Source organism: Rubrivivax benzoatilyticus JA2 = ATCC BAA-35 (assembly GCF_000190375.1).
In the GTDB taxonomy this organism is placed as follows: Bacteria; Pseudomonadota; Gammaproteobacteria; order Burkholderiales; family Burkholderiaceae_C; genus Rubrivivax; species Rubrivivax benzoatilyticus.
Genome location: NZ_AEWG01000158.1, coordinates 99,579 through 117,987, shown reverse-complemented (window position 1 = coordinate 117,987; position 18,409 = coordinate 99,579). Strand labels below are relative to the sequence as shown.

Here is an 18,409-nt window from a genome sequence, read left to right as displayed (position 1 = left end):
ATAGCTGGCCGCCACTGAGCAGCGCCTCGATCACGCGCCGAGCATCGTCGTCAGACGGCGGCAAACCGTTCCGGCGAACGATTCGTACCAGAATTGGTATTGGTTTGCGCTCAGGCTTTGACGCCGAACACCTGGCGCAGATAAGCCAGGAACCCGGGATCGTCGCACATCGTCTTGCCCGGGGCGTCGGATATCTTGGCGACCGGCTGGCCGTTCACGCTGGTCAGCTTCATGACGATGTTGAGTGTCGCCAGCCCGGTGTCGTTGCTCAGGTGCGTTCCGATGCCAAAACCGCACTGGGTCCTGTCTGCGAAGTGGCGATAGAGATCCAGGCAACGCTCGATGTCGAGAGCATCGGAGAACACCAGGCGCTTGGTCGAAGGATCGACGCGCAGGCGGGCGTAGTGCGCCAACGCCTTCTCGCCCCAGACGTAAGGGTCTCCCGAGTCGTGGCGCAGGCCGTCGAACAGCTTGGCGAAGTACAGGTCGAAGTCGGCCAGGAACGCGTCCATGCCGACGACATCGGTCAATGCGGTGCCAAGGTCTCCGCGGTACTCCTGAACCCAGGCTTCCAGCGCCGCCTTCTGGTGGTCGCGCAGGCGGTATCCCAAACCCTGGAATGTCTGCAGATACTCGTGGGCCATCGTGCCGATGGGCACCAGGTCCAGTTCGCGCGCGAGCAGGACGTTCGAGGTCCCGGTGAAGAACTCGGGCAACTCCTGCTTCAAGGTCGTGAGCACCTCGCGTTGCCAGCTGCCCGAGTATCGGCGGCGCAAGCCGAAATCGAAGAAGCGGAACGGGTGCCGGCGCGGCGGCTCCTGGGCGAACTCGCGCAAGCGCCGGATCTTGGCCTGAAGCCTGCGCCGGCCTTCATCCAGCGCGGCGGCCGACCCGACCCGCCGGAAATAGAGCTCGTTGACGATCGCCAGCACGAAGATCTCGAACGCCATCACGTGGACCTGCGGTCCTTCGACACTGATGGCCAGATTCATGCCTTCGGCTTCCACGCGGATGAAGTCGCGCTGGAAGCGGAAGATGCGCAGGAAGTCGATGAAGTCCGAGCTGAGATAACGCAGCGTGCGCAGATAGGCCAGTTCGTCGGCGCTGAACGACAGCGCGCACAAGGCATCGACTTCACGCTGCACGTCGCCCACCAGCTCGGCCAGCGGGAAGGCGCTGCGGTTGCGGCAGAGAAAACGGTAGCGCGCTTGCGTCGCCGGGTGGCGGTGCAGCATCGCCTGCCACATCGAGAACTTGTAGAGATCGGTCTCGAGCAGGCTGCCGATGACGGGGCGCACGTGGGATTCCTTCAGCATTCGGCGCTGGTCTCGAGGCTCACGCCGGCGGCGGCCGCGCGCTCCAGGAAGCTCTGCTGTTCGGCTTCGAAGCCGGGCACCGGGCTCATGCAGTCGGTCAGCAGAATCACCCTCCGCGACACGTCCGCGGGGAGGTGGACGAGCAGGTCCTCGACGCTGGCGCGAACACAGTGGCTGCCGGCCTCTCCGGCGATCACCAGCGTCTTGGCTGTCGACAGTTCGTCGATCAGCGACTCGTTCAGCGCGGTGGCGGGATCGTCGATGTCGGGCACCTCGGCCTGGAAGGCGCTGTAGTGCTCCGTCCAGGGGTTGTCGCCCTTGAAGACGTGGCGTACCGGCTGCTGCCGGCGGACCTCCCAGCGGTCGCAAGCCGCCTGCACCGCGGCGTGGGTGAGATGGCCCCAGGTGCCGATACGGCAGTGTTCCGGCCAGACCATCAGCGTGTAGCGCCCACGCTTGTCCAGTGCGTCCAGATACGCCAGCGTGCGAGGCAACGCCGCCGCATCACGCGGGGCGAAACGTCGCGCCCGCACGTCTTGCGCCGTGATCGGGGTGAACGGGGCCACGGATTCGCCGTCTTCGCGGCGCCAGAAGGGCGGGTGGGCGACGTCGATGCGGTGGTGCGAGTCCAGCGTGACGGTGATGGCCACGATGCGCGAGGCGTGGGCGTCGATGAAGGCGGCCAGGCGCAGCATGTCGGCATGTGCGCCGGCCACCGGCAGCGCCGGCGTCAGCCGTTGCCCGCTGGCGGGGTCGACAGCGCACCAGTCGGCGGGCAAGTCGCAGAAGTCGTTCTGCGGGTCGATGATCAGCAAGTGGATGTCGCCAGCGTGCATGTCGTCCTCGTGCCAGGGATGCTACGTCACGGCGGCAGGGTGCCGGGTCAGGCCAGCCGCAGCTCGGCGCGGGCCGCGACGCTGCGCCGCCCGGCGTCCAGCAGCGCCTGCACCGCCAGCGCAGCGTCCAGCGCCACCGGCAACGGCCCGAGGCCACGGATCGCGTCGCGCATGCCGGCGTAGAAGCTCGGATACGCGCCGGCCAGCAGCGGCACGCTGTCGGGCGGGCCGTCGCCGAGCCACCAGCGGCCGCGGCGTGTGCTCTCCTGTCCCCAGCCTGGATCGGCAGGGTCCGCGCCGCGCTTCAGTGCCGATTCCTGCGGGTCGAGCCCGTCGATGCGAAGACTGCCGGCGTGGCCGTGGACCAGGAAACGCGGGCCGGCTTCGGCGGCCAGCATGCCGGCCTGCAGCCTTGCCCGCAGCCCGTCGTGCGGCCCTCCCTCCCAGCGCAGATGGCAGCAGAACCAGTCGTCGGTCAGCGCCCCGTCGCGCTGCAACGCCAGGTCCAGCGTGATCGCCGCCGGCGCGCCGAACAACTGCAGCGTCTGGTCGAGCAGATGCGGGCCGAGATCGAACCACAGGCCGTTGCCGGCTCCCGCGTGTTCTCGCCAGCGGTCGCGCACCTGGGGACGGTAACGGTCGAAGTGGGAGACGAACTCCACCGGACGGCCGAGCACGCCGCGGTCCAGCAGCGAGCGCAGCGTCATGAAGTCACCGTCCCAGCGCCGGTTGTGGAAGACGCACAGCAGGCGGTCCACCTCGCCGGCCCGGGCCACGAGGGAACGGGCCTGGCTGGTGTCGAGCGCAAATGGCTTGTCGACGACCACGTGCCTGCCGGCACGCAAGGCCGCGTCGGCGAGCGCATGGTGGCTGTCGTTCGGCGTGGCCACGACGATCAGGTCCAGCCGGCCGTCGGCGATCAGGGCCTCGGCGCTCTGCACCGTCACCGCGTCGCCGCAGGCTGCCCGCACCGCAGCCGCGGCCGATGTCGGCGATCGGGTTGCAACCGCCGCCAGCTGCAACCCCGGCGTGGCGCGGATCAGCGGCGCATGGAAGGTGGTGGCCGAACTGCCCCAGCCGATCAAGCCTACCTTCAGGTCGTCCATCGATCGCTCCTCCCGTGCCCGCGTGGGCGGGCGCCGCGTCAGGCCGGCGTCGCCAGCAGCGCGTCGACAGCGTTGAGCAGCCTGTCGACGTCCAGCGGCTTGGTCAGGTACAGCTCGATGCCGGCCTCGCGTGCGGCCAGCAGGTCAGCCGGCATCGCGCTGGCCGACAGCACGATGCAGGGGGTCTGCTGGCCGTGCTCGGCGCGCAGTTCGCGCAGCAGGTCCAGGCCGGGCCGGTCGGGCAGGAACAGGTCCAGCAGCAGCAGGTCGGGCGGCGCGGCGAGCGCCAGCGCCAGCGCCTCGGCGGCATTGGCGGCGATGCGCAACTCGACGCCCGGGCGCCAGGCGAAGAAGCTCTGCAGCAGCACCGCGTTGACCGGGTTGTCCTCCACGGCCAGCACCCGCCCGCGCAGTTCCGGGCGGGCCACCAGCGCGCGAGGTGGTGCCGGCAGCGCCGCCGTCGACGCCGCGGCCGGCAGCACGAACCGGAACTCGCTGCCCCGTCCGGGCTCGCTGCTGACCTCCAGGCTGCCGCCCATGGCCTCGACGAGTTCGCGCGTCAACACCAGCCCGATGCCGGTGCCCGGGATGCCGCTGGCCTCGCGCCCGAGCCGGTTGAACGGTTCGAACAGCGCCGCGAGCTGGGCCGGCGACATGCCGAGCCCGGTATCGCGCACCGCGATGCACCAGCCGGCGCCGTCGCGCCGGACGGCGACGACCACCTCGCCGTGCAGTCGGTTGTACTTGATCGCGTTGGACACGAGGTTGGCGAGCACCTGGCGCAACCGCGTGCCGTCGGCCAGCACCAGCAGACGTTCGGCCGGCAGGGCGCTGCGCAACTGCACCCGCCGCATCGCCGCGGAGGCGTGCGCCTCGTGCAGCACCTCGTCGATCACCTGACCCAGGTCGACGACGCTGCTCTCCAGGCGCACGGTGCCGGCCTCGATCAGCGACAGGTCGGTGAGATCGGCGATCAGGCGCTCCAGGTGGCGCCCGGCGTCGGCGATGTGGGCGACGGCCTGGCGGTGCTCCAGCGCCAGCGGCACCACCGCGCCGCGCAGCAGCATCTGGGCGAAGCCGACGATCGCGTTCAGCGGCGTGCGGATCTCGTGGCCCAGGCGGGACAGGAACTCGCTCTTGGCGCGGCTGGCACGCTCGGCGACACGCTGGGCCTCCAGCGCCGCTTCGGCCAGGCGCTGTTCGGTGACGTCCCAGAGCACGCCGACGACCGCCTTGCGGGTCTCGTCGCCGCCCCGGCGCAAACGGCCCTTGGCGGCCAGACGTCGGGGCTGCCCGTCGGGCCAGCGGATCTCGAACTCCACGGCGTCGGCCTCGCGTCCGTCACGCAAGGGGGCCACCCAGGCCGCCAGCCGACGGATCTCGCCCGGCGGCACCGCCTCGCGCACGATGGCGCGTGGATCGCCGCCGTCGGGGTGGCCGAACAGGCGGCAGCTCTGGGCGTTGAACTGCAGCGGCTCGTCGCCGTCGTAACGCAGCTCGAACGTGCCGATGCCGGCGGCCTCGGTGGCCAGCGCCAGGTGCTCGGCGAGGGCCAGGCGCTCGTGTTCGCCGGCGGTCACGTCCACCAGCCAGGCAGCCAGGCGGTCTTCACTCAGTCTCAGCAGCCCCAGCGCCAGCACCTGCTCGCGCGCTGGCGTGCCGGGCAGCCGCAGCGTGATGCGCCGGTCCTCGAACACGGTGCCGCGTGCGCTGCCGTGGCGGGCCAGGTCCTCGTGCAGCGTGGGCATGGCCGGCGCCAGCACGTCGAAGAGGTTGTCCAGCCTGCCGCCGGGCGCCAGCGGGGCCAGCAACTCGGCAGCTCGCGGCGTCATCAGCCGAACGCAGCCGTCGCCGGTGGTCTGCAGCATCGCGACCGGTGCGCGATGGAGGAACTCGAGCAGGGCGAGGTCGTCGTCGGCCGGGCCGTGCATCGGGTTCAGCCGGGGCGGCGCCGGGCGGCCGGAACGCCCGCCGCGTCGCCGTCAGCGCAACGCCAGCCCCGGTGAGGGGCGCGGCCATCGGCGTCGGCGGGGGGCGCTGGCGAGAAGTCGCGCATTCGGGCGGTCGCAGGGCGGTTGATCTTTCTGTGATTACACCACCGATGCGGCTGCGAAGCGATCGCGTCTGCCGCCAGCCCCGCGGCACGCCGTCAGGCTGCGCCGTAGCGGGCGAAGACGCGGGCTCGACCGCCGCGCTCCACCAGCAGCACGTCGTAGGCGTCGCGCTGCGAGCCCATCTCCATGCCCGGCGAGCCGACCGGCATGCCGGGCACGGCCAGCCCGATGGCCACCGGCTTCATCGTCAGCAGGCGCTTGACGTCGGCGGCCGGCACATGGCCTTCGAGCAGGTAGCCCGCCACCCGCGCCGTGTGGCAGCTGCCGTAAACGGCGGGCATGCCGAGCAGGCGGCGCGAGGCGTCGATGTCCTGCACATCGTGCACCTCGACGGCGAACCCGGCCTGACGCATGTGCGTCACCCAGGCGCCGCAGCAGCCGCAGGTGGGGCTCTTCCACACCTGCACCGGCGGCAGCGCCGGGGCGGCGGCCGAGGCCAGTGCCGGTGCGGCGGCGGCCAGCGCCGCCGTCAACAGATCGCGCCGCTTCATCGCACCACCACCTTGCCGACCATGCCGGCTTCGAAGTGCCCCGGGATCAGGCAGCCGAACTCGAAGCTGCCGGCCTCGGTGAACTGCCAGACGATCTCGCCGCTGGCGCCGGCGGCGACACGCACCGCGCCGGGGTCGGCGTGCTGCATGTCGGGCATGGCGCGCATCTCCTCGGCGTGCGCCTTCAGCGACGCGGTGGTGCCGAGCACGAACTCGTGTTCGAGGCGGCCGCCGTTGGCGGCGACGAAACGCACGGTCTCGCCGCGGCGCACGGTGATCGTCGCCGGGTCGAAACGCATCGTGTCGCTCATCACGACACGCACCGTGCGCTGGGCCTTGGCCGCGTCGCCGGGGCGGCCGTAGGGCGTGTCGGCGTCGTGGGTGTCCTGGGCGTGCGCGCCGGCATGGGCGCTGCCGTGCTCATGGCCGGCGTCGGCCTGGGCGGCGATGGCGAACAGGGCGGCGGCGCACAGCAGCGCCGGCCGGAGGATTCGGTTCTTCAAGAGGGTCTCCAAGAGATCGGGCGAGGCCCACGCAGCGCGTGGGCGGGCGGACGGGCGGGGCCCGTGGCGGCCTCAGGCCGCTCTTGGAGGTCGTTCGAGCCCGTCGGGCACGTGGCCGTCACGCGGCGCCGGCGGCGGCGGGAAGACGGCGGCCGCCGGCCCCGGCGCCGCGATGACGGGCGCCGCAGCCGTGCCGGCCAGCGGCACCGCGGCGCAGTGCGCGGCGCACAGCGTGCCGGCGTCGTGGCCGCAGCCGCCGTCCTGCGCATCGCCGCAGCAGGGACCGGCCGGCGTGTGGTCGGCCATCGCCGTCATCTCGTGCGCCATCGCGGCCGGCGCACAGGGCGAGGCTGGCAACGACGGCCCGGGCGCGGTCCAGCCACGCAGCGGCAGCAGCGCCGCCAGCAGCACGAACATCCAGACGCGCAAGGCCTTCATGGTCACGAGCGTAGCACCGCGCCGCGTCAGCCGCCCGGGCGCTCGCCGGCCAGGCGGTCGAGGATCGGGCAATCCGGCCGTTCGTCGCCATGGCAGCACTGCACCAGGCGCTCGAGCGTGGCCTTCACCGCCTGCAGTTCGGCGAGCTTGGCGTCGATCGCCGCCAGGTGTTCACGCGCCAGCGCCTTGACCTGGCGGCTGGGGCGCTCGCGGTCATGCCACAGGCCGATCAGGTCGCGGATGCGCTCCAGCGGGAAGCCGAGGTCGCGTGCATGGCGCACGAAGCGCAGCGTGTGCACGTCGCGTTCGTCGTAGCGGCGGTAGCCGGCGGCGCTGCGCTGGGCCTGCGGCAGCAGGCCGATGCGCTCGTAGTGGCGGATCATCTTGGCGCTGACGCCCGAGGCGGCCGCGGCTTCGCCGATGTTCATCTGCGCTCCCCTGACGGCCGCCAGCGGCGTAGCAGCAAGGCGTTGGTGACGACGCTGACGCTGGACGCCGCCATCGCCGCGCCGGCGACCACCGGGCTCAGCAGGCCGAAGGCCGCCAGCGGGATGCCGAGCACGTTGTAGGCGAAAGCCCAGAACAGCCCCTGGCGGATCTTGGCCGTCGTGCGGCGCGAGACCTCGATCGCGTCGGCGACCAGGCGCGGATCGCCGCGCATCAGCGTCACCGCCGCGGTTTCCATCGCGACGTCGGTGCCGGTGGCCATCGCGATGCCGACGTCGGCGGCGGCCAGCGCCGGCGCGTCGTTCAGGCCGTCGCCGACCATCGCGACCCGCGCGCCGCCGGCGCGCAGCGCCTGCACGGCAGCGGCCTTGTCGCCCGGCAGCACCTCGGCGCGCAGCTCGTCGATGCCGAGCGCGGCGGCGACGGCCTCGGCGCTGCCGCGGTTGTCGCCGGTCAGCATCACGGTGCGCAGCCCGGCGGCCTTCAGCCGTGCGACGGCGTCGTGTGCCGCGGGCTTCACGGTGTCGCCGAAGGCCAGCAGCGCCAGCGGCTCGATGCGGCCGTCGGCGGCGGTGCGCACGAGCCACGAGACGCTGCGGCCGGCTTGTTCGTGCGCCGTGGCGGACGCCGCCAGCGCCCCCGGTGCCATGCCCAGTTCGGTCATCCAGCGTGTGCTGCCCAGCCGCAGCTCGGCGCCGTCGACGCGGCCTTCGACACCACGGCCCGGCTGGGCGCGTGCGTCCTGCACCGGCGGCGGCTGCAGGCCGTCGGCGGCGGCGCGTTCCATCACGGCACGCGCCAGCGGGTGCTCGCTCGCCTGCTGCAGCGCCGCGGCGGCGCGCAGCGCGTCGGCCTCGTCGACGCCCGGTGCCGGTTCGATCGCCGCCAGCGCCGGCCGGCCTTCGGTCAGCGTGCCGGTCTTGTCGAAGGCGACGACCTGCACCGCGTGCGCCGTCTCCAGCGCCTCGGCGTCGCGGATCAGGATGCCGTGGCGCGCAGCGACGCCGGTGCCGACCATGATCGCGGTCGGCGTCGCCAGGCCGAGTGCACACGGGCAGGCGATGACCAGCACCGCGACGGCGTTGACCAGCGCCGTCTCGGCGCCGGCACCGGCCAGCCACCAGCCGGCGAAGGTCAGCGCCGCCAGGGCGAGCACGACCGGCACGAAGACCGCGCTGACGCGGTCGACCTGGCGCTGGATCGGCGCCTTGGCCGCCTGTGCCGACTCGACGAGGCGGATGATGCGGGCCAGCGTCGTCTCGGTGCCGACGGCCAGCGTCTTCAGGACCAGCAGGCCGTCGGCGTTGACCGAGCCGCCGGTCGCACGTTCGCCGGGGCCGCGCGCGACCGGCAGGCTCTCGCCGGTGATCAGCGACTCGTCGAGGTGGCTGCGGCCTTCGACGATCTCGCCGTCGACCGGCAGGCGCTCGCCCGGGCGCACGACGACGAGCTCGCCGATGCGCACCGCCTCGACCGGGACGTCCAGCTCGACACCGTCGCGGCGCACGCGGGCCGTCGCCGGGCGCAGCGCCTGCAACGCGCGGATCGCCTCGCCGGTCTGGCGTTTGGCGCGCGCTTCCAGCCACTTGCCCAGCAGCACCAGCGTGATGACCGCGGCCGAGGCTTCGTAATACAGGTGCGGCATGGCGTGGCCGCCGCCGTGCGTGGCGAGCAGCCAGGTCGACAGCCCCCAGGCCGCCGAGGTGCCGAGCGCGACCAGCAGGTCCATATTGCCGGTGCCGGCACGCAGCGCCTTCCAGCCGGCGCGGTAGAAGCGCGCGCCGAAGACGAACTGTACGACGCTGGCCAGCAGCAACTGCCAGAGCCCGGCCAGCATCGCGTCGCGCCCGGCCAGCGCGGCGGCCATCGGCGCCACCAGCGGCAGCGTCAGTGCTGCGCTGGCGGCCGCCGGCGCCCACTCGGGCCAGCGTGGCGCGGCGGCCTTGCGCGCCTCGTCGGCCGGGCGGGCGCCGTAGCCGGCTTTCTCGACCGCGGCCACCAGCGCCGGCACCGGCAAGGTCGACAACGCCTGCACCGTCGCCGTCTCGGTCGCCAGGTTGACGCTGGCCGAGAGCACGCCGGGCAGCCGAGTCAGCGCACGTTCGACGCGGCCGCTGCATGATGCGCAGCTCATGCCCTCGACCTTCAGCCGCGTCTCGACCGTGGCGACGCCGAAACCCGCGCGTCGCACCGCGTCGGCCAGCACCTGGGCGCCGACGCCGCGTTCGGCACGCACCGCGGCGCGTTCGGTCGCCAGGTTGACGCTGGCCTCGTGCACGCCGGGCACCTTCTTCAGCGTGCGCTCGACCCGCGCGACGCAGGACGCGCAGCTCATGCCGGTGACCTGCAAGGTCAGCGGCTCGGCGTCTCGGGTGGGGGTGGCGGTGCTCATCGGGGGCTCCGGTCGGCATTGTGGACCGGAGCCATCGTCGACCTTGCCACGATGGCAAGGTCAAGCGCAGGGCCGCACGAAAGGAAAAGGCGGCGCACAAGAGAAAACGGGCCAGTTCTTGCGAACTGACCCGTTGAATCGTTGGCGGAGTGGACGGGGCTCGAACCCGCGACCCCCGGCGTGACAGGCCGGTATTCTAACCAACTGAACTACCACTCCAGTGGTCAACAACGCACTTGCGTTTGATTGCTGACCGAGCCCGCTACTATAGCGCGGTTGCGAAAGATTGCAAGCACTTTTTCGCAATCCACGTTTTCACCTCACAAAGTCGCCCGGCCGAGCACGCCGGCGATGCGTCGCATCAGGCCCCGCGGCGTGGCGCCGGCGGCCATCGCCGTCGCCCGGTTGAGCCAGCCGGGCACACAGACGACGTCGCCGGCCAGGCAGGCGCGCACCGCATCGGCGGCGACCGCATCGGCGTCGCCGACCAGGGTCTGCGGCAGTTTTGCCAGCCGCGGGTTGCGCGCCGCGGCGGTCTCCAGCATCGAGGTCGCGGTGATGCCCGGGCACAGCGCGGTGGCGCTGACGCCGCTGCCGCGCAGTTCCTCGGCCAGTGATTCGGTCAGCGACAGCACGTAGGCCTTGGTCGCGGCGTAGGTCGCCAGCCCGGGCACCGGCTGGAACGCGGCCGTCGAGGCGACGTTGAGCACGCGGCCGTGGCCGCGTTCGACCATCGCCGGCACGAAGGCCGCCAGCATCTCGGTCAGCGCGCCGACGTTGAGCTGCAGCAGCTCGCGATGGCGAGCCGCCGGCGTGTCGACGAACAGGCCGTGCTCCAGCACCCCGGCGTTGTTGACCAGCAGATCGACATGCCGGCGTTTGCGCGCCAGCGTGGTGGCCAGATCGGCCGCGGCGCCGGGTTGCGCCAGATCGATCGCGATGGCGTCGATGCGCACGCCGTGTTCGGCGCGCAGCGCCGCCGCCAGCTCGTCGAGCCGCGCCTGGCGGCGGGCGACGAGCACGAGTGCGAACCCTTCTCGCGCCAGGTGGCGCGCCAGGGCCTCGCCGATGCCGGCAGACGCGCCGGTGACCAGGGCGGTTTCAGCCGGTTGCGGGGCAGGGTCGCGCATGGGCTCGGGCCTCCGTGTACGGGGTGCGGGGGGTGTCGCTTCGTATCATGAGGCACCGGCTTGCCGGCCGGCGAGGATCCGTGACCGCAGGAGACAGGATGAATGCCATGGACCGCACGCGCTCGGCGCTCGTGCTCGTCGACTACCAGGCCCGGCTGATGCCGGTGATCCACGGCCACGCGCTGGTGCTGGCCTGGGCCACGCGCCTGGGCGAGATCGCCCGCGAACTCGGCGTGCCGGTGCTGGGCACCGAGCAGAACCCGCAGAAGCTCGGCCCCAACGACGAACGCATCCGCGCCTGCTGTGGCACGACGCTGGCCAAGAACCACTTCGACGCCTGCGCCGACGGCCTGGCCGAGGCGCTGCGTGCGCTGCCGCGGCCGGTCGGCGAGGTGGTGGTCGCCGGGTGCGAAGCCCACGTCTGCCTGCTGCAGACCGCGCTCGGCCTGCTGCGCGCCGGCTTCGAGGTGCGCGTCGTCGAGCCGGCCTGCGGCTCGCGCTCGCCGGAGGACAAGGCGCTGGCGATGGCCCGGCTGCGCCAGGCCGGCGCCCAGATCGTCTCGGTCGAGATGGTCGCCTTCGAGTGGCTGCACGACTGCCGCGACCCGGCGTTCCGGCGCGTGCTGCCGCTGCTGCGGCAGCGTGTGGACGCCGGCTGAAGCCGATCCCCGCGCCCCGTGACTTGAGAACGGTCATGCGCGGGCGGGGCGCTGCCCCGACAATCGTGGATTCCCGTCACTCTCCCCCCGGGGTATTCCCAGCGATGTCTTCCCTGCGCGGCGTCTTCAACGCCCTGGCCGTCGGCCTGAACACCGTCGCCGTCTTCTCGCTGATGATGCCGCCGGCGCTGCTGAAGCTGGTCTTCCGCGGCGGCCCGGTCCGCCAGGCCTGCGACCACCTGCTCAACGCGCTGGCCAGCCGCTGGGTCGGCAACAACAACGCCTGGATCGCCGCGTCATCGCGCGCGCGCTGGGACGTGCAGGGCGTCGACGGGCTGGACCGCCGCGGCTGGTACCTGGTGTCGTGCAACCACCAGAGCTGGGTCGACATCCTGGTGCTGCAGCGCGTCTTCCACGGCCGCATCCCGTTCCTGAAGTTCTTCCTGAAGGCCGAGCTGATCTGGGTGCCGGTCATCGGCCTGGCCTGGTGGGCGCTGGACTTCCCGTTCCTCAAGCGCGGCAAGGGCCGCAACTCGCGCGAGTCCGACCTGAAGTCGGCGCGTGAAGCCTGCGAGAAGTTCAAGCGCATCCCGACCTCGGTCATCAGCTTCTTCGAGGGCACGCGCTTCACCCCTGCCAAACACGCCGAGCAGGGCAGCCCGTACCGCCACCTGCTGAAGCCCAAGATCGGCAGCCTGGGCGTTGCGCTGGCGACGATGGGCGAGCAGTTCCAGGCCTTGCTGGACGTGACCATCGTCTACCGCAACGGCGCGCCGACCTTCTGGGATCTGCTGTGCGGGCGTGTCGGCGAGGTCTTCGTCCGGGTGCGCGAGCTCGAGATCCCGAAGGAGCTCGTCGAACGCGCCGACCACATGCTCGACCGCAGCTACCGCCGCCGCCTCACGGCCTGGGTCGAACAGCAATGGGCTGAGAAGGACCTGCTGATCGACGAGCTGCTGGCCCAGCCCCAGACGCCCCGGACGGCCTGACCGCCCGGCCGGCGAGGCGTCGCCGAGGGCCCCGGTTGCGCCGCCGCGCCGCAGGCTAGGGGTCGGCGCGGTTGAACATCGCCGCGAGATGGGCCTCGCCCCGGTCGAGCACGAAGTAGCGGAAGGCCTCGGCCGCCGGCGACAGCTGCTTGGCCGCCGTGTTGACGATGTTCCAGCGCCGCATCAGCGGCAGGCCCTCGACGTGCGGCGCGGCGATCAGCCCGGCCGACCATTCCAGCCCGATGGTGTGCAGCGACAGCAGGCTGACGCCCATGCCGGCCATCACCGCCTGCTTGATCGCCTCGTTGCTGGGCATCTCCATCACGAAGGTCGGCTTCAGGCGGTACTGGTCCAGGTACTCCTGCAGCGCGGTGCGGGTGCCCGAGGCCGGCTCGCGCACGATGAAGGGCTCGTGGGCCAGCGCCGCGGCCGGCACGCTCTCGGCGTGCGCGAAGCGGTGGTCCGGCGCGGTGACGAGCACGTGCGGATGTTTGGCGAAGGGCTCGGCACGGCTCGGGAAGTCCACCGGCGGGCGGCCCATCACGCTGAGGTCGACCTCGTTGGCCGCCATCATCGCCACCAGCGCCTCGCGGTTGCCCAGGCGCAGGCGCACGTCGATCGCCGGGTGCTCGGTGTGGAACTTGGCCAGCAGCTGCGGCAGGAAGTACTTGGCGCTGCTGACCATGCCGATCGTCAGCCGGCCGCTTTCCAGCCGGGCGAAACGCGCCATCGCGTCCTCGGCCTCCTTCAGCGTGCCCAGCAGCCGGCGTGCGTAGACCAGGAAGTACTCGCCCGCGGTCGACAGCGACATGCGGCGGTGCGTGCGCTCGAACAGCTTGTGGCCGACCTGGGACTCGATCTCCTTGATCTGCAGCGACACCGCCGGCGGCGTCAGGTGCAACACCTCGGCCGCACCCTGCACGCTGCCCTGGCGGGCGACCTCGACAAAAACCCGGAGCTGGCGGAAGGTGACGTTCACTTAAGGTTTCACTAAAGGAACAGTTTGGAAAGTCTAACTGTTCTTTATTCGTCGGCCTTCGTAGAGTCTGCGTACACCCCGCTTGGAGAACACCGCATGAACAAGCCCCACGAACCCGGCGCCACCGGGGACCAGATCCTCGACAAGAAGCAGCGCTACAGCGCCGGCGTGCTGAAGTACCGTCAGATGGGTTACTGGGACAGCGACTACGTGCCCAAGCCCACCGATGTCGTCTGCCTGTTCCGCATCACGCCGCAGGAAGGCGTGGACCCGATCGAGGCCGCCGCCGCGGTGGCCGGCGAATCCAGCACCGCGACCTGGACCGTGGTCTGGACCGACCGCCTGACCGCCTGCGACAGCTACCGCGCCAAGGCCTACAAGGTCGAGCCGGTGCCGGGCCGGCCCGGCGAGTTCTTCGCCTGGGTGGCCTACGACCTGATCCTGTTCGAAGAAGGCTCGATCGCGAACATGACCGCGAGCCTGATCGGCAACGTCTTCAGCTTCAAGCCGCTGAAGGCCGCGCGCCTGGAGGACATCCACATCCCGGTCGCCTACGTGAAGACCTTCAAGGGCCCGCCGACCGGCCTGGTCGTCGAGCGCGAGCGCCTGGACAAGTTCGGCCGCCCGCTGCTGGGTGCGACGACCAAGCCCAAGCTCGGCCTGTCGGGGCGCAACTACGGCCGCGTGATCTACGAAGGCCTGAAGGGCGGCCTGGACTTCATGAAGGACGACGAGAACATCAACTCGCAGCCCTTCATGCACTGGCGTGACCGCTTCCTCTACGTGATGGACGGCGTGAACAAGGCCAGCGCCGCCACCGGCGAGGTCAAGGGCAGCTACCTGAACATCACCGCCGCGACGATGGAGGACATGTACGAGCGTGCCGAGTTCGCCAAGGAACTGGGCTCGGTCGTCGTGATGGTCGACCTGGTGATCGGCTGGACGGCGATCCAGAGCATCGCCAACTGGGCGCGCAAGAACGACATGATCGTTCACATGCACCGCGCCGGCCACGGCACCTACACCCGCCAGAAGAACCACGGCGTGAGCTTCCGCGTCATCGCCAAGTGGCTGCGCCTGGCCGGCTGCGACCACCTGCACACCGGCACCGCCGTCGGCAAGCTCGAGGGCGACCCGCTGACCGTGCAGGGCTACTACAACGTCTGCCGCGACAGCTACACCAAGCAGGACCTGCCGCGCGGCCTGTTCTTCGACCAGGACTGGGCCGACCTGCGCAAGGTGATGCCGGTGGCCTCGGGCGGCATCCACGCCGGCCAGATGCACCAGCTGATCGACCTGTTCGGCGACGACGTGATCCTGCAGTTCGGCGGCGGCACGATCGGCCACCCGGCGGGCATCCAGGCCGGTGCGGTCGCCAACCGCGTCGCGCTGGAAGCGATGGTGAAGGCGCGCAACGAAGGCAAGGACATCAAGAACGAGGGCCCGGAGATCCTGCAGAAGGCGGCCCAGTTCTGCACCCCGCTGAAGCAGGCGCTGGACACCTGGAAGGACGTGTCGTTCAACTACGCGAGCACCGACCAGTCCGACTACGCCGTGACGCCCGCCACCTCCGCCTGACGCCGCCCGAAGGAGCACCCGCACCATGATGACCAACCCCACCGGCCGGCTCACGCAAGGCCAGTTCAGCTTCCTCCCGGATCTGACCGACGAGGAGATCACGCTGCAGATCGAGTACGGCCTGAAGAAGGGCTACGCCTGGAGCGTCGAGTACAGCGACGACCCGCATCCGCGCAACACGTACTGGGAGATGTACGGCATGCCGATGTTCGACCTGCAGGATGCCGCCGGCGTGCTGATGGAGCTGAACAACTGCCGCAAGACCTTCCCCAGCCACTACATCCGCCTGATGGCCTTCGACTCCACCCGTGGCGTCGAGTCGATCGCGATGAGCTTCATCGTGAACCGGCCGTCGACGGAGCCCGGCTTCGGCGTCGTGCGCCAGGAGATCAACGGCCGCTCGATGCGCTACACCGTGCACAGCTACGCGACCGACAAGCCCGAAGCGCAACGATATTGACCCCCCCGTAGCGGCTTCGCCGCGCCCTGCGGGCCGCGCCGGGCCAGTGGCCCGGCCCTTCGGCAGGCGGTGACGGTCCACAGGACCGTCACCGTCCGGCCGAAGCCCCCCAGGGGGCGCCGCCAGCGGCCGGGCAAAGCCCGTCCGCGGCGGCAGCTTGAAGCGCCGAGGCAGCCCGACCACTACGCAGCATCCAGCCTGGACTCCCGCATGTACCGCATCGCACCCTCGATCCTGTCGGCCGATTTCGCCCGTCTGGGCGAGGAGGTGCGAGCGGTGGTCGCCGCCGGCGCCGACTGGATCCACTTCGACGTGATGGACAACCATTACGTCCCGAACCTGACCTTCGGCCCGATGGTCTGCCAGGCGCTGAGGAAGCACACCGAAGCGCCGATCGACGTGCACCTGATGGTGCAGCCGGTGGACGCGCTGGCCACGGCCTTCGCCAAGGCCGGCGCGGATCTCGTGAGCTTCCACCCCGACGCCAGCACGCACGTCGACCGCACGCTGCAGCTGATCAAGGCCGAGGGCTGCCAGGCCGGCCTCGTGTTCAACCCCGCCGAGCCGCTGGACGTGCTGGAGTGGGTGATCGACAAGGTCGACCTGGTGCTGATCATGAGCGTCAACCCGGGCTTCGGCGGGCAGTCGTTCATCGACAGCGCGCTGCGCAAGATCGAGAAGGCGCGCAGGACCATCGACGCCAGCGGCCGCGACATCCGGCTGGAAGTCGACGGTGGCATCAAGGTCGACAACATCCGGCGCGTGGCCGATGCCGGTGCCGACACCTTCGTGGCCGGCAGCGCGATCTTCGGCCAGCCGGACTACGCGGCGGTCATCGCGGCGATGCGCGCCGAGCTGGCGCGCCGCGGCGCCGAGGAGCTCGTCTGATGGGCGCGCCGCTGTACTCCATTCCCGGCGCCGCGATCCCCGCACCGGCCGCCACGCCGGCGCAGGACGAGGCCAGGCCGGTGCCGCGCACCGTCGGCGAGGTGCTGGCGCAAAGCCAGGTCGAGGCGGTGATGGACGAGCTCGAGCACGACCTCGTCGGCCTGGCGCCGGTCAAGCAGCGCATCCGCGACATCGCCGCGCTGCTGGTCATCGACAAGCTGCGGCTGAACCTGGGTCTCGCGGCGCAGATGCCCAGCCTGCACATGTGCTTCACCGGCAACCCCGGCACCGGCAAGACGACGGTGGCGCTGCGCATGGCCGAGATCCTCCACCGCCTGGGTTACGTGCGAAAGGGCCACCTCGTCGCCGTGACGCGAGACGACCTCGTCGGCCAGTACATCGGCCACACCGCGCCCAAGACCAAGGAAGTGCTGAAGAAGGCGATGGGCGGCGTGCTGTTCATCGACGAGGCCTACTACCTGTACCGCCCCGAGAACGAGCGCGACTACGGCCAGGAGGCCATCGAGATCCTGCTGCAGGTGATGGAGAACCAGCGCGACGACCTCGTCGTGATCCTCGCCGGCTACAAGGACCGCATGGACACCTTCTTCAAGTCCAACCCCGGCATGAGCTCGCGCATCGCGCACCACCTCGACTTCCCGGACTATTCGGGCGAGGAACTGCTGCAGATCGCCGACCGCATGACCGCCGGCATGAACTACCGCTTCGGCCCCGGCACGCGCGAAGCCTTCGCCGAGTACCTGGAGCTGCGCCTGGCGCAGCCCAACTTCGCCAACGCGCGCAGCGTGCGCAACGCGCTCGACCGCATGCGGCTGCGCCAGGCCTCGCGCCTCTTCGCCGAGCGCGACCGTGCGCTCACCGAGGCCGACCTGACGACGCTGGCCCCCGAGGACATTCTCGCCAGCCGCCTGTTCCAGACCGCCGAGCGCTAGACCCGCTTTCATCTCTCCCGTCGGAAAGCCCACCATGCCCTTGTCCCAACGCTGGACGCTGACCCGCTACCTGATCGAGGAACGCCGCCGTTTCCCCGGTGCCAGCGGCGACCTCAACGCGCTGATCCTCGACGTCTCGCTGGCCTGCAAGGCCATCGCGCGCATCGTCTCCTTCGGCGTGCTCGGCGATTCGCTGACGCCCCAGGTGACCGCCGTCGGGGGCGACGTCAACGTGCAGGGCGAGGTGCAGAAGCCGCTGGACGTGCTGTCCAACGAGATCTTCATCCGCATGAACGAGTGGAACGGGCATCTCGCGGGCATGGCGTCCGAGGAGATGGAGACGCCGCAGCAGATCCCGGCCGCCTTCCCTCGCGGCAAGTACCTGCTCACTTTCGATCCGCTGGACGGTTCCAGCAACATCGACGTCAACGTCTCGGTCGGCAGCATCTTCTCGATCCTGCGCGCGCCGCAGGCGGTCATCGACTCGGGCCGCGACGTCACCGTCGACGACTTCCTGCAGCCCGGCACCGAGCAGGTGGCCGCCGGCTACGCGATCTACGGCCCGGTGACGATGCTGGTGCTGACGGTCGGCAACGGCGTCGCCGGCTTCACGCTGAACCACAACCTCGGCGAGTTCGTGCTCACGCACCCGAACATCCGGGTGCCGGCCGACACCAGCGAGTTCGCGATCAACACCTCCAACAGCCGCTTCTGGGAGCCGCCGGTCAAGCGCTACGTCGACGAGTGCCTGGCCGGCAAGACCGGCCCGCGCGGGCGCGACTTCAACATGCGCTGGATCGCCAGCATGGTCGCCGAGGCGCACCGCATCCTGATGCGTGGCGGCGTCTTCATGTACCCGCGCGACACCAAGGACCCGGCCAAGCCCGGCCGTCTGCGCCTGCTGTACGAAGCCAACCCGATCGGCTTCGTCATGGAGCAGGCCGGCGGGCGCGCCTCCACCGGCCGCCAGCCGGTGCTGGGCGTCAAGCCGAGTTCGCTGCACCAGCGCATCGGCCTGGTGTTCGGCTCCAGGAACGAGGTGGAGCGCATCGAGCGCTACCACCACGAACCCGCCGAACGCGAACCCTGCAACCCGCTGTTCGCCGAACGCAGCCTGTTCCGAGACTGAA

General features: G+C 70.8%; 18 protein-coding genes and 1 tRNA gene. 7 read left to right on the top strand and 12 right to left on the bottom strand.

What is annotated here, in order from left to right; all coding sequences use genetic code 11:
* Positions 1 to 110 precede the first annotated feature (110 nt).
* The 11 genes from pncB to RBXJA2T_RS18465 all read right to left on the bottom strand — a co-directional run bounded on the left by pncB (position 111) and on the right by RBXJA2T_RS18465 (position 10,773).
* Positions 111 to 1,298: a nicotinate phosphoribosyltransferase gene (pncB, locus tag RBXJA2T_RS18515; protein ID WP_029719068.1), complete on the bottom strand. Its 1,188-nt coding sequence runs from the start codon at positions 1,296 to 1,298 to the stop codon at positions 111 to 113.
* Positions 1,299 to 1,309: 11 nt separating this feature from the next.
* Entirely contained in the window at positions 1,310 to 2,152 is an 843-nt protein-coding gene (locus tag RBXJA2T_RS18510; protein WP_009858958.1) for a cysteine hydrolase family protein, read from the bottom strand.
* Positions 2,153 to 2,199: 47 nt separating this feature from the next.
* Entirely contained in the window at positions 2,200 to 3,258 is a 1,059-nt protein-coding gene (locus RBXJA2T_RS18505) for an oxidoreductase (RefSeq protein ID WP_009858957.1), read from the bottom strand.
* Between the two features lie 38 nt (positions 3,259 to 3,296).
* Positions 3,297 to 5,189: a PAS domain-containing hybrid sensor histidine kinase/response regulator gene (locus RBXJA2T_RS18500; protein WP_009858956.1), complete on the bottom strand. Its 1,893-nt coding sequence runs from the start codon at positions 5,187 to 5,189 to the stop codon at positions 3,297 to 3,299.
* Between the two features lie 218 nt (positions 5,190 to 5,407).
* Positions 5,408 to 5,863: a DUF411 domain-containing protein gene (locus RBXJA2T_RS18495; RefSeq protein ID WP_009858955.1), complete on the bottom strand. Its 456-nt coding sequence runs from the start codon at positions 5,861 to 5,863 to the stop codon at positions 5,408 to 5,410.
* Positions 5,860 to 6,366 (bottom strand): copper-resistant cuproprotein CopI, encoded by a 507-nt coding sequence (gene copI, locus RBXJA2T_RS18490; RefSeq protein ID WP_009858954.1) that lies wholly within the window; start codon positions 6,364 to 6,366, stop codon positions 5,860 to 5,862. Before copI ends, RBXJA2T_RS18495 begins: the two co-directional genes overlap by 4 nt.
* Positions 6,367 to 6,438: 72 nt before the next feature.
* Entirely contained in the window at positions 6,439 to 6,804 is a 366-nt protein-coding gene (locus RBXJA2T_RS18485) for a hypothetical protein (protein WP_009858953.1), read from the bottom strand.
* A 26-nt stretch (positions 6,805 to 6,830) separates the two neighbouring features.
* Positions 6,831 to 7,232, bottom strand: coding sequence for a Cu(I)-responsive transcriptional regulator (gene cueR / locus RBXJA2T_RS18480; protein ID WP_009858952.1), 402 nt, complete (start codon positions 7,230 to 7,232; stop codon positions 6,831 to 6,833).
* Positions 7,229 to 9,643 carry a heavy metal translocating P-type ATPase gene (locus RBXJA2T_RS18475; RefSeq protein ID WP_009858951.1) on the bottom strand — a complete coding sequence of 805 codons (2,415 nt, stop codon included), beginning with the start codon at positions 9,641 to 9,643 and terminating at the stop codon, positions 7,229 to 7,231. The genes cueR and RBXJA2T_RS18475 overlap by 4 nt, the downstream gene beginning before the upstream one ends.
* Before the next feature lie 142 nt (positions 9,644 to 9,785).
* Positions 9,786 to 9,862 (bottom strand) — tRNA-Asp (locus RBXJA2T_RS18470).
* 101 nt (positions 9,863 to 9,963) lie between these two features.
* On the bottom strand, positions 9,964 to 10,773 hold the full coding sequence (locus RBXJA2T_RS18465; RefSeq protein ID WP_009858950.1) for an SDR family NAD(P)-dependent oxidoreductase: 810 nt from the start codon (positions 10,771 to 10,773) through the stop codon (positions 9,964 to 9,966).
* A gap of 98 nt (positions 10,774 to 10,871) precedes the next feature.
* Between RBXJA2T_RS18465 and RBXJA2T_RS18460 the strand changes: the two genes are divergently transcribed.
* Positions 10,872 to 11,432 (top strand): isochorismatase family protein, encoded by a 561-nt coding sequence (locus RBXJA2T_RS18460; protein ID WP_029719069.1) that lies wholly within the window; start codon positions 10,872 to 10,874, stop codon positions 11,430 to 11,432.
* 104 nt (positions 11,433 to 11,536) lie between these two features.
* Positions 11,537 to 12,421 carry a 1-acylglycerol-3-phosphate O-acyltransferase, YihG family gene (yihG, locus tag RBXJA2T_RS18455; protein ID WP_009858948.1) on the top strand — a complete coding sequence of 295 codons (885 nt, stop codon included), beginning with the start codon at positions 11,537 to 11,539 and terminating at the stop codon, positions 12,419 to 12,421.
* A 55-nt stretch (positions 12,422 to 12,476) separates the two neighbouring features.
* Here yihG and RBXJA2T_RS18450 read toward each other — a convergent pair whose 3' ends face one another.
* On the bottom strand, positions 12,477 to 13,400 hold the full coding sequence (locus tag RBXJA2T_RS18450) for a LysR family transcriptional regulator (protein ID WP_009858947.1): 924 nt from the start codon (positions 13,398 to 13,400) through the stop codon (positions 12,477 to 12,479).
* Positions 13,401 to 13,496: 96 nt separating this feature from the next.
* On the opposite strand from RBXJA2T_RS18450, the gene RBXJA2T_RS18445 reads away from it, so the two are divergent.
* From RBXJA2T_RS18445 to RBXJA2T_RS18425, 5 genes are all read left to right on the top strand, one after another.
* The gene (locus tag RBXJA2T_RS18445; protein WP_009858946.1) at positions 13,497 to 14,978 is read left to right on the top strand and encodes a form I ribulose bisphosphate carboxylase large subunit; all 1,482 of its coding nucleotides are present in this window, start codon (positions 13,497 to 13,499) and stop codon (positions 14,976 to 14,978) included.
* Positions 14,979 to 15,003: 25 nt separating this feature from the next.
* Positions 15,004 to 15,438: a ribulose bisphosphate carboxylase small subunit gene (locus RBXJA2T_RS18440; protein WP_009858945.1), complete on the top strand. Its 435-nt coding sequence runs from the start codon at positions 15,004 to 15,006 to the stop codon at positions 15,436 to 15,438.
* Positions 15,439 to 15,648: 210 nt separating this feature from the next.
* Positions 15,649 to 16,326, top strand: coding sequence for a ribulose-phosphate 3-epimerase (rpe, locus tag RBXJA2T_RS18435; protein ID WP_009858944.1), 678 nt, complete (start codon positions 15,649 to 15,651; stop codon positions 16,324 to 16,326).
* Positions 16,326 to 17,279: a CbbX protein gene (cbbX, locus tag RBXJA2T_RS18430; RefSeq protein ID WP_009858943.1), complete on the top strand. Its 954-nt coding sequence runs from the start codon at positions 16,326 to 16,328 to the stop codon at positions 17,277 to 17,279. The genes rpe and cbbX overlap by 1 nt, the downstream gene beginning before the upstream one ends.
* Before the next feature lie 34 nt (positions 17,280 to 17,313).
* Entirely contained in the window at positions 17,314 to 18,408 is a 1,095-nt protein-coding gene (locus tag RBXJA2T_RS18425; RefSeq protein ID WP_009858942.1) for a class 1 fructose-bisphosphatase, read from the top strand.
* Position 18,409 lies beyond the last annotated feature (1 nt).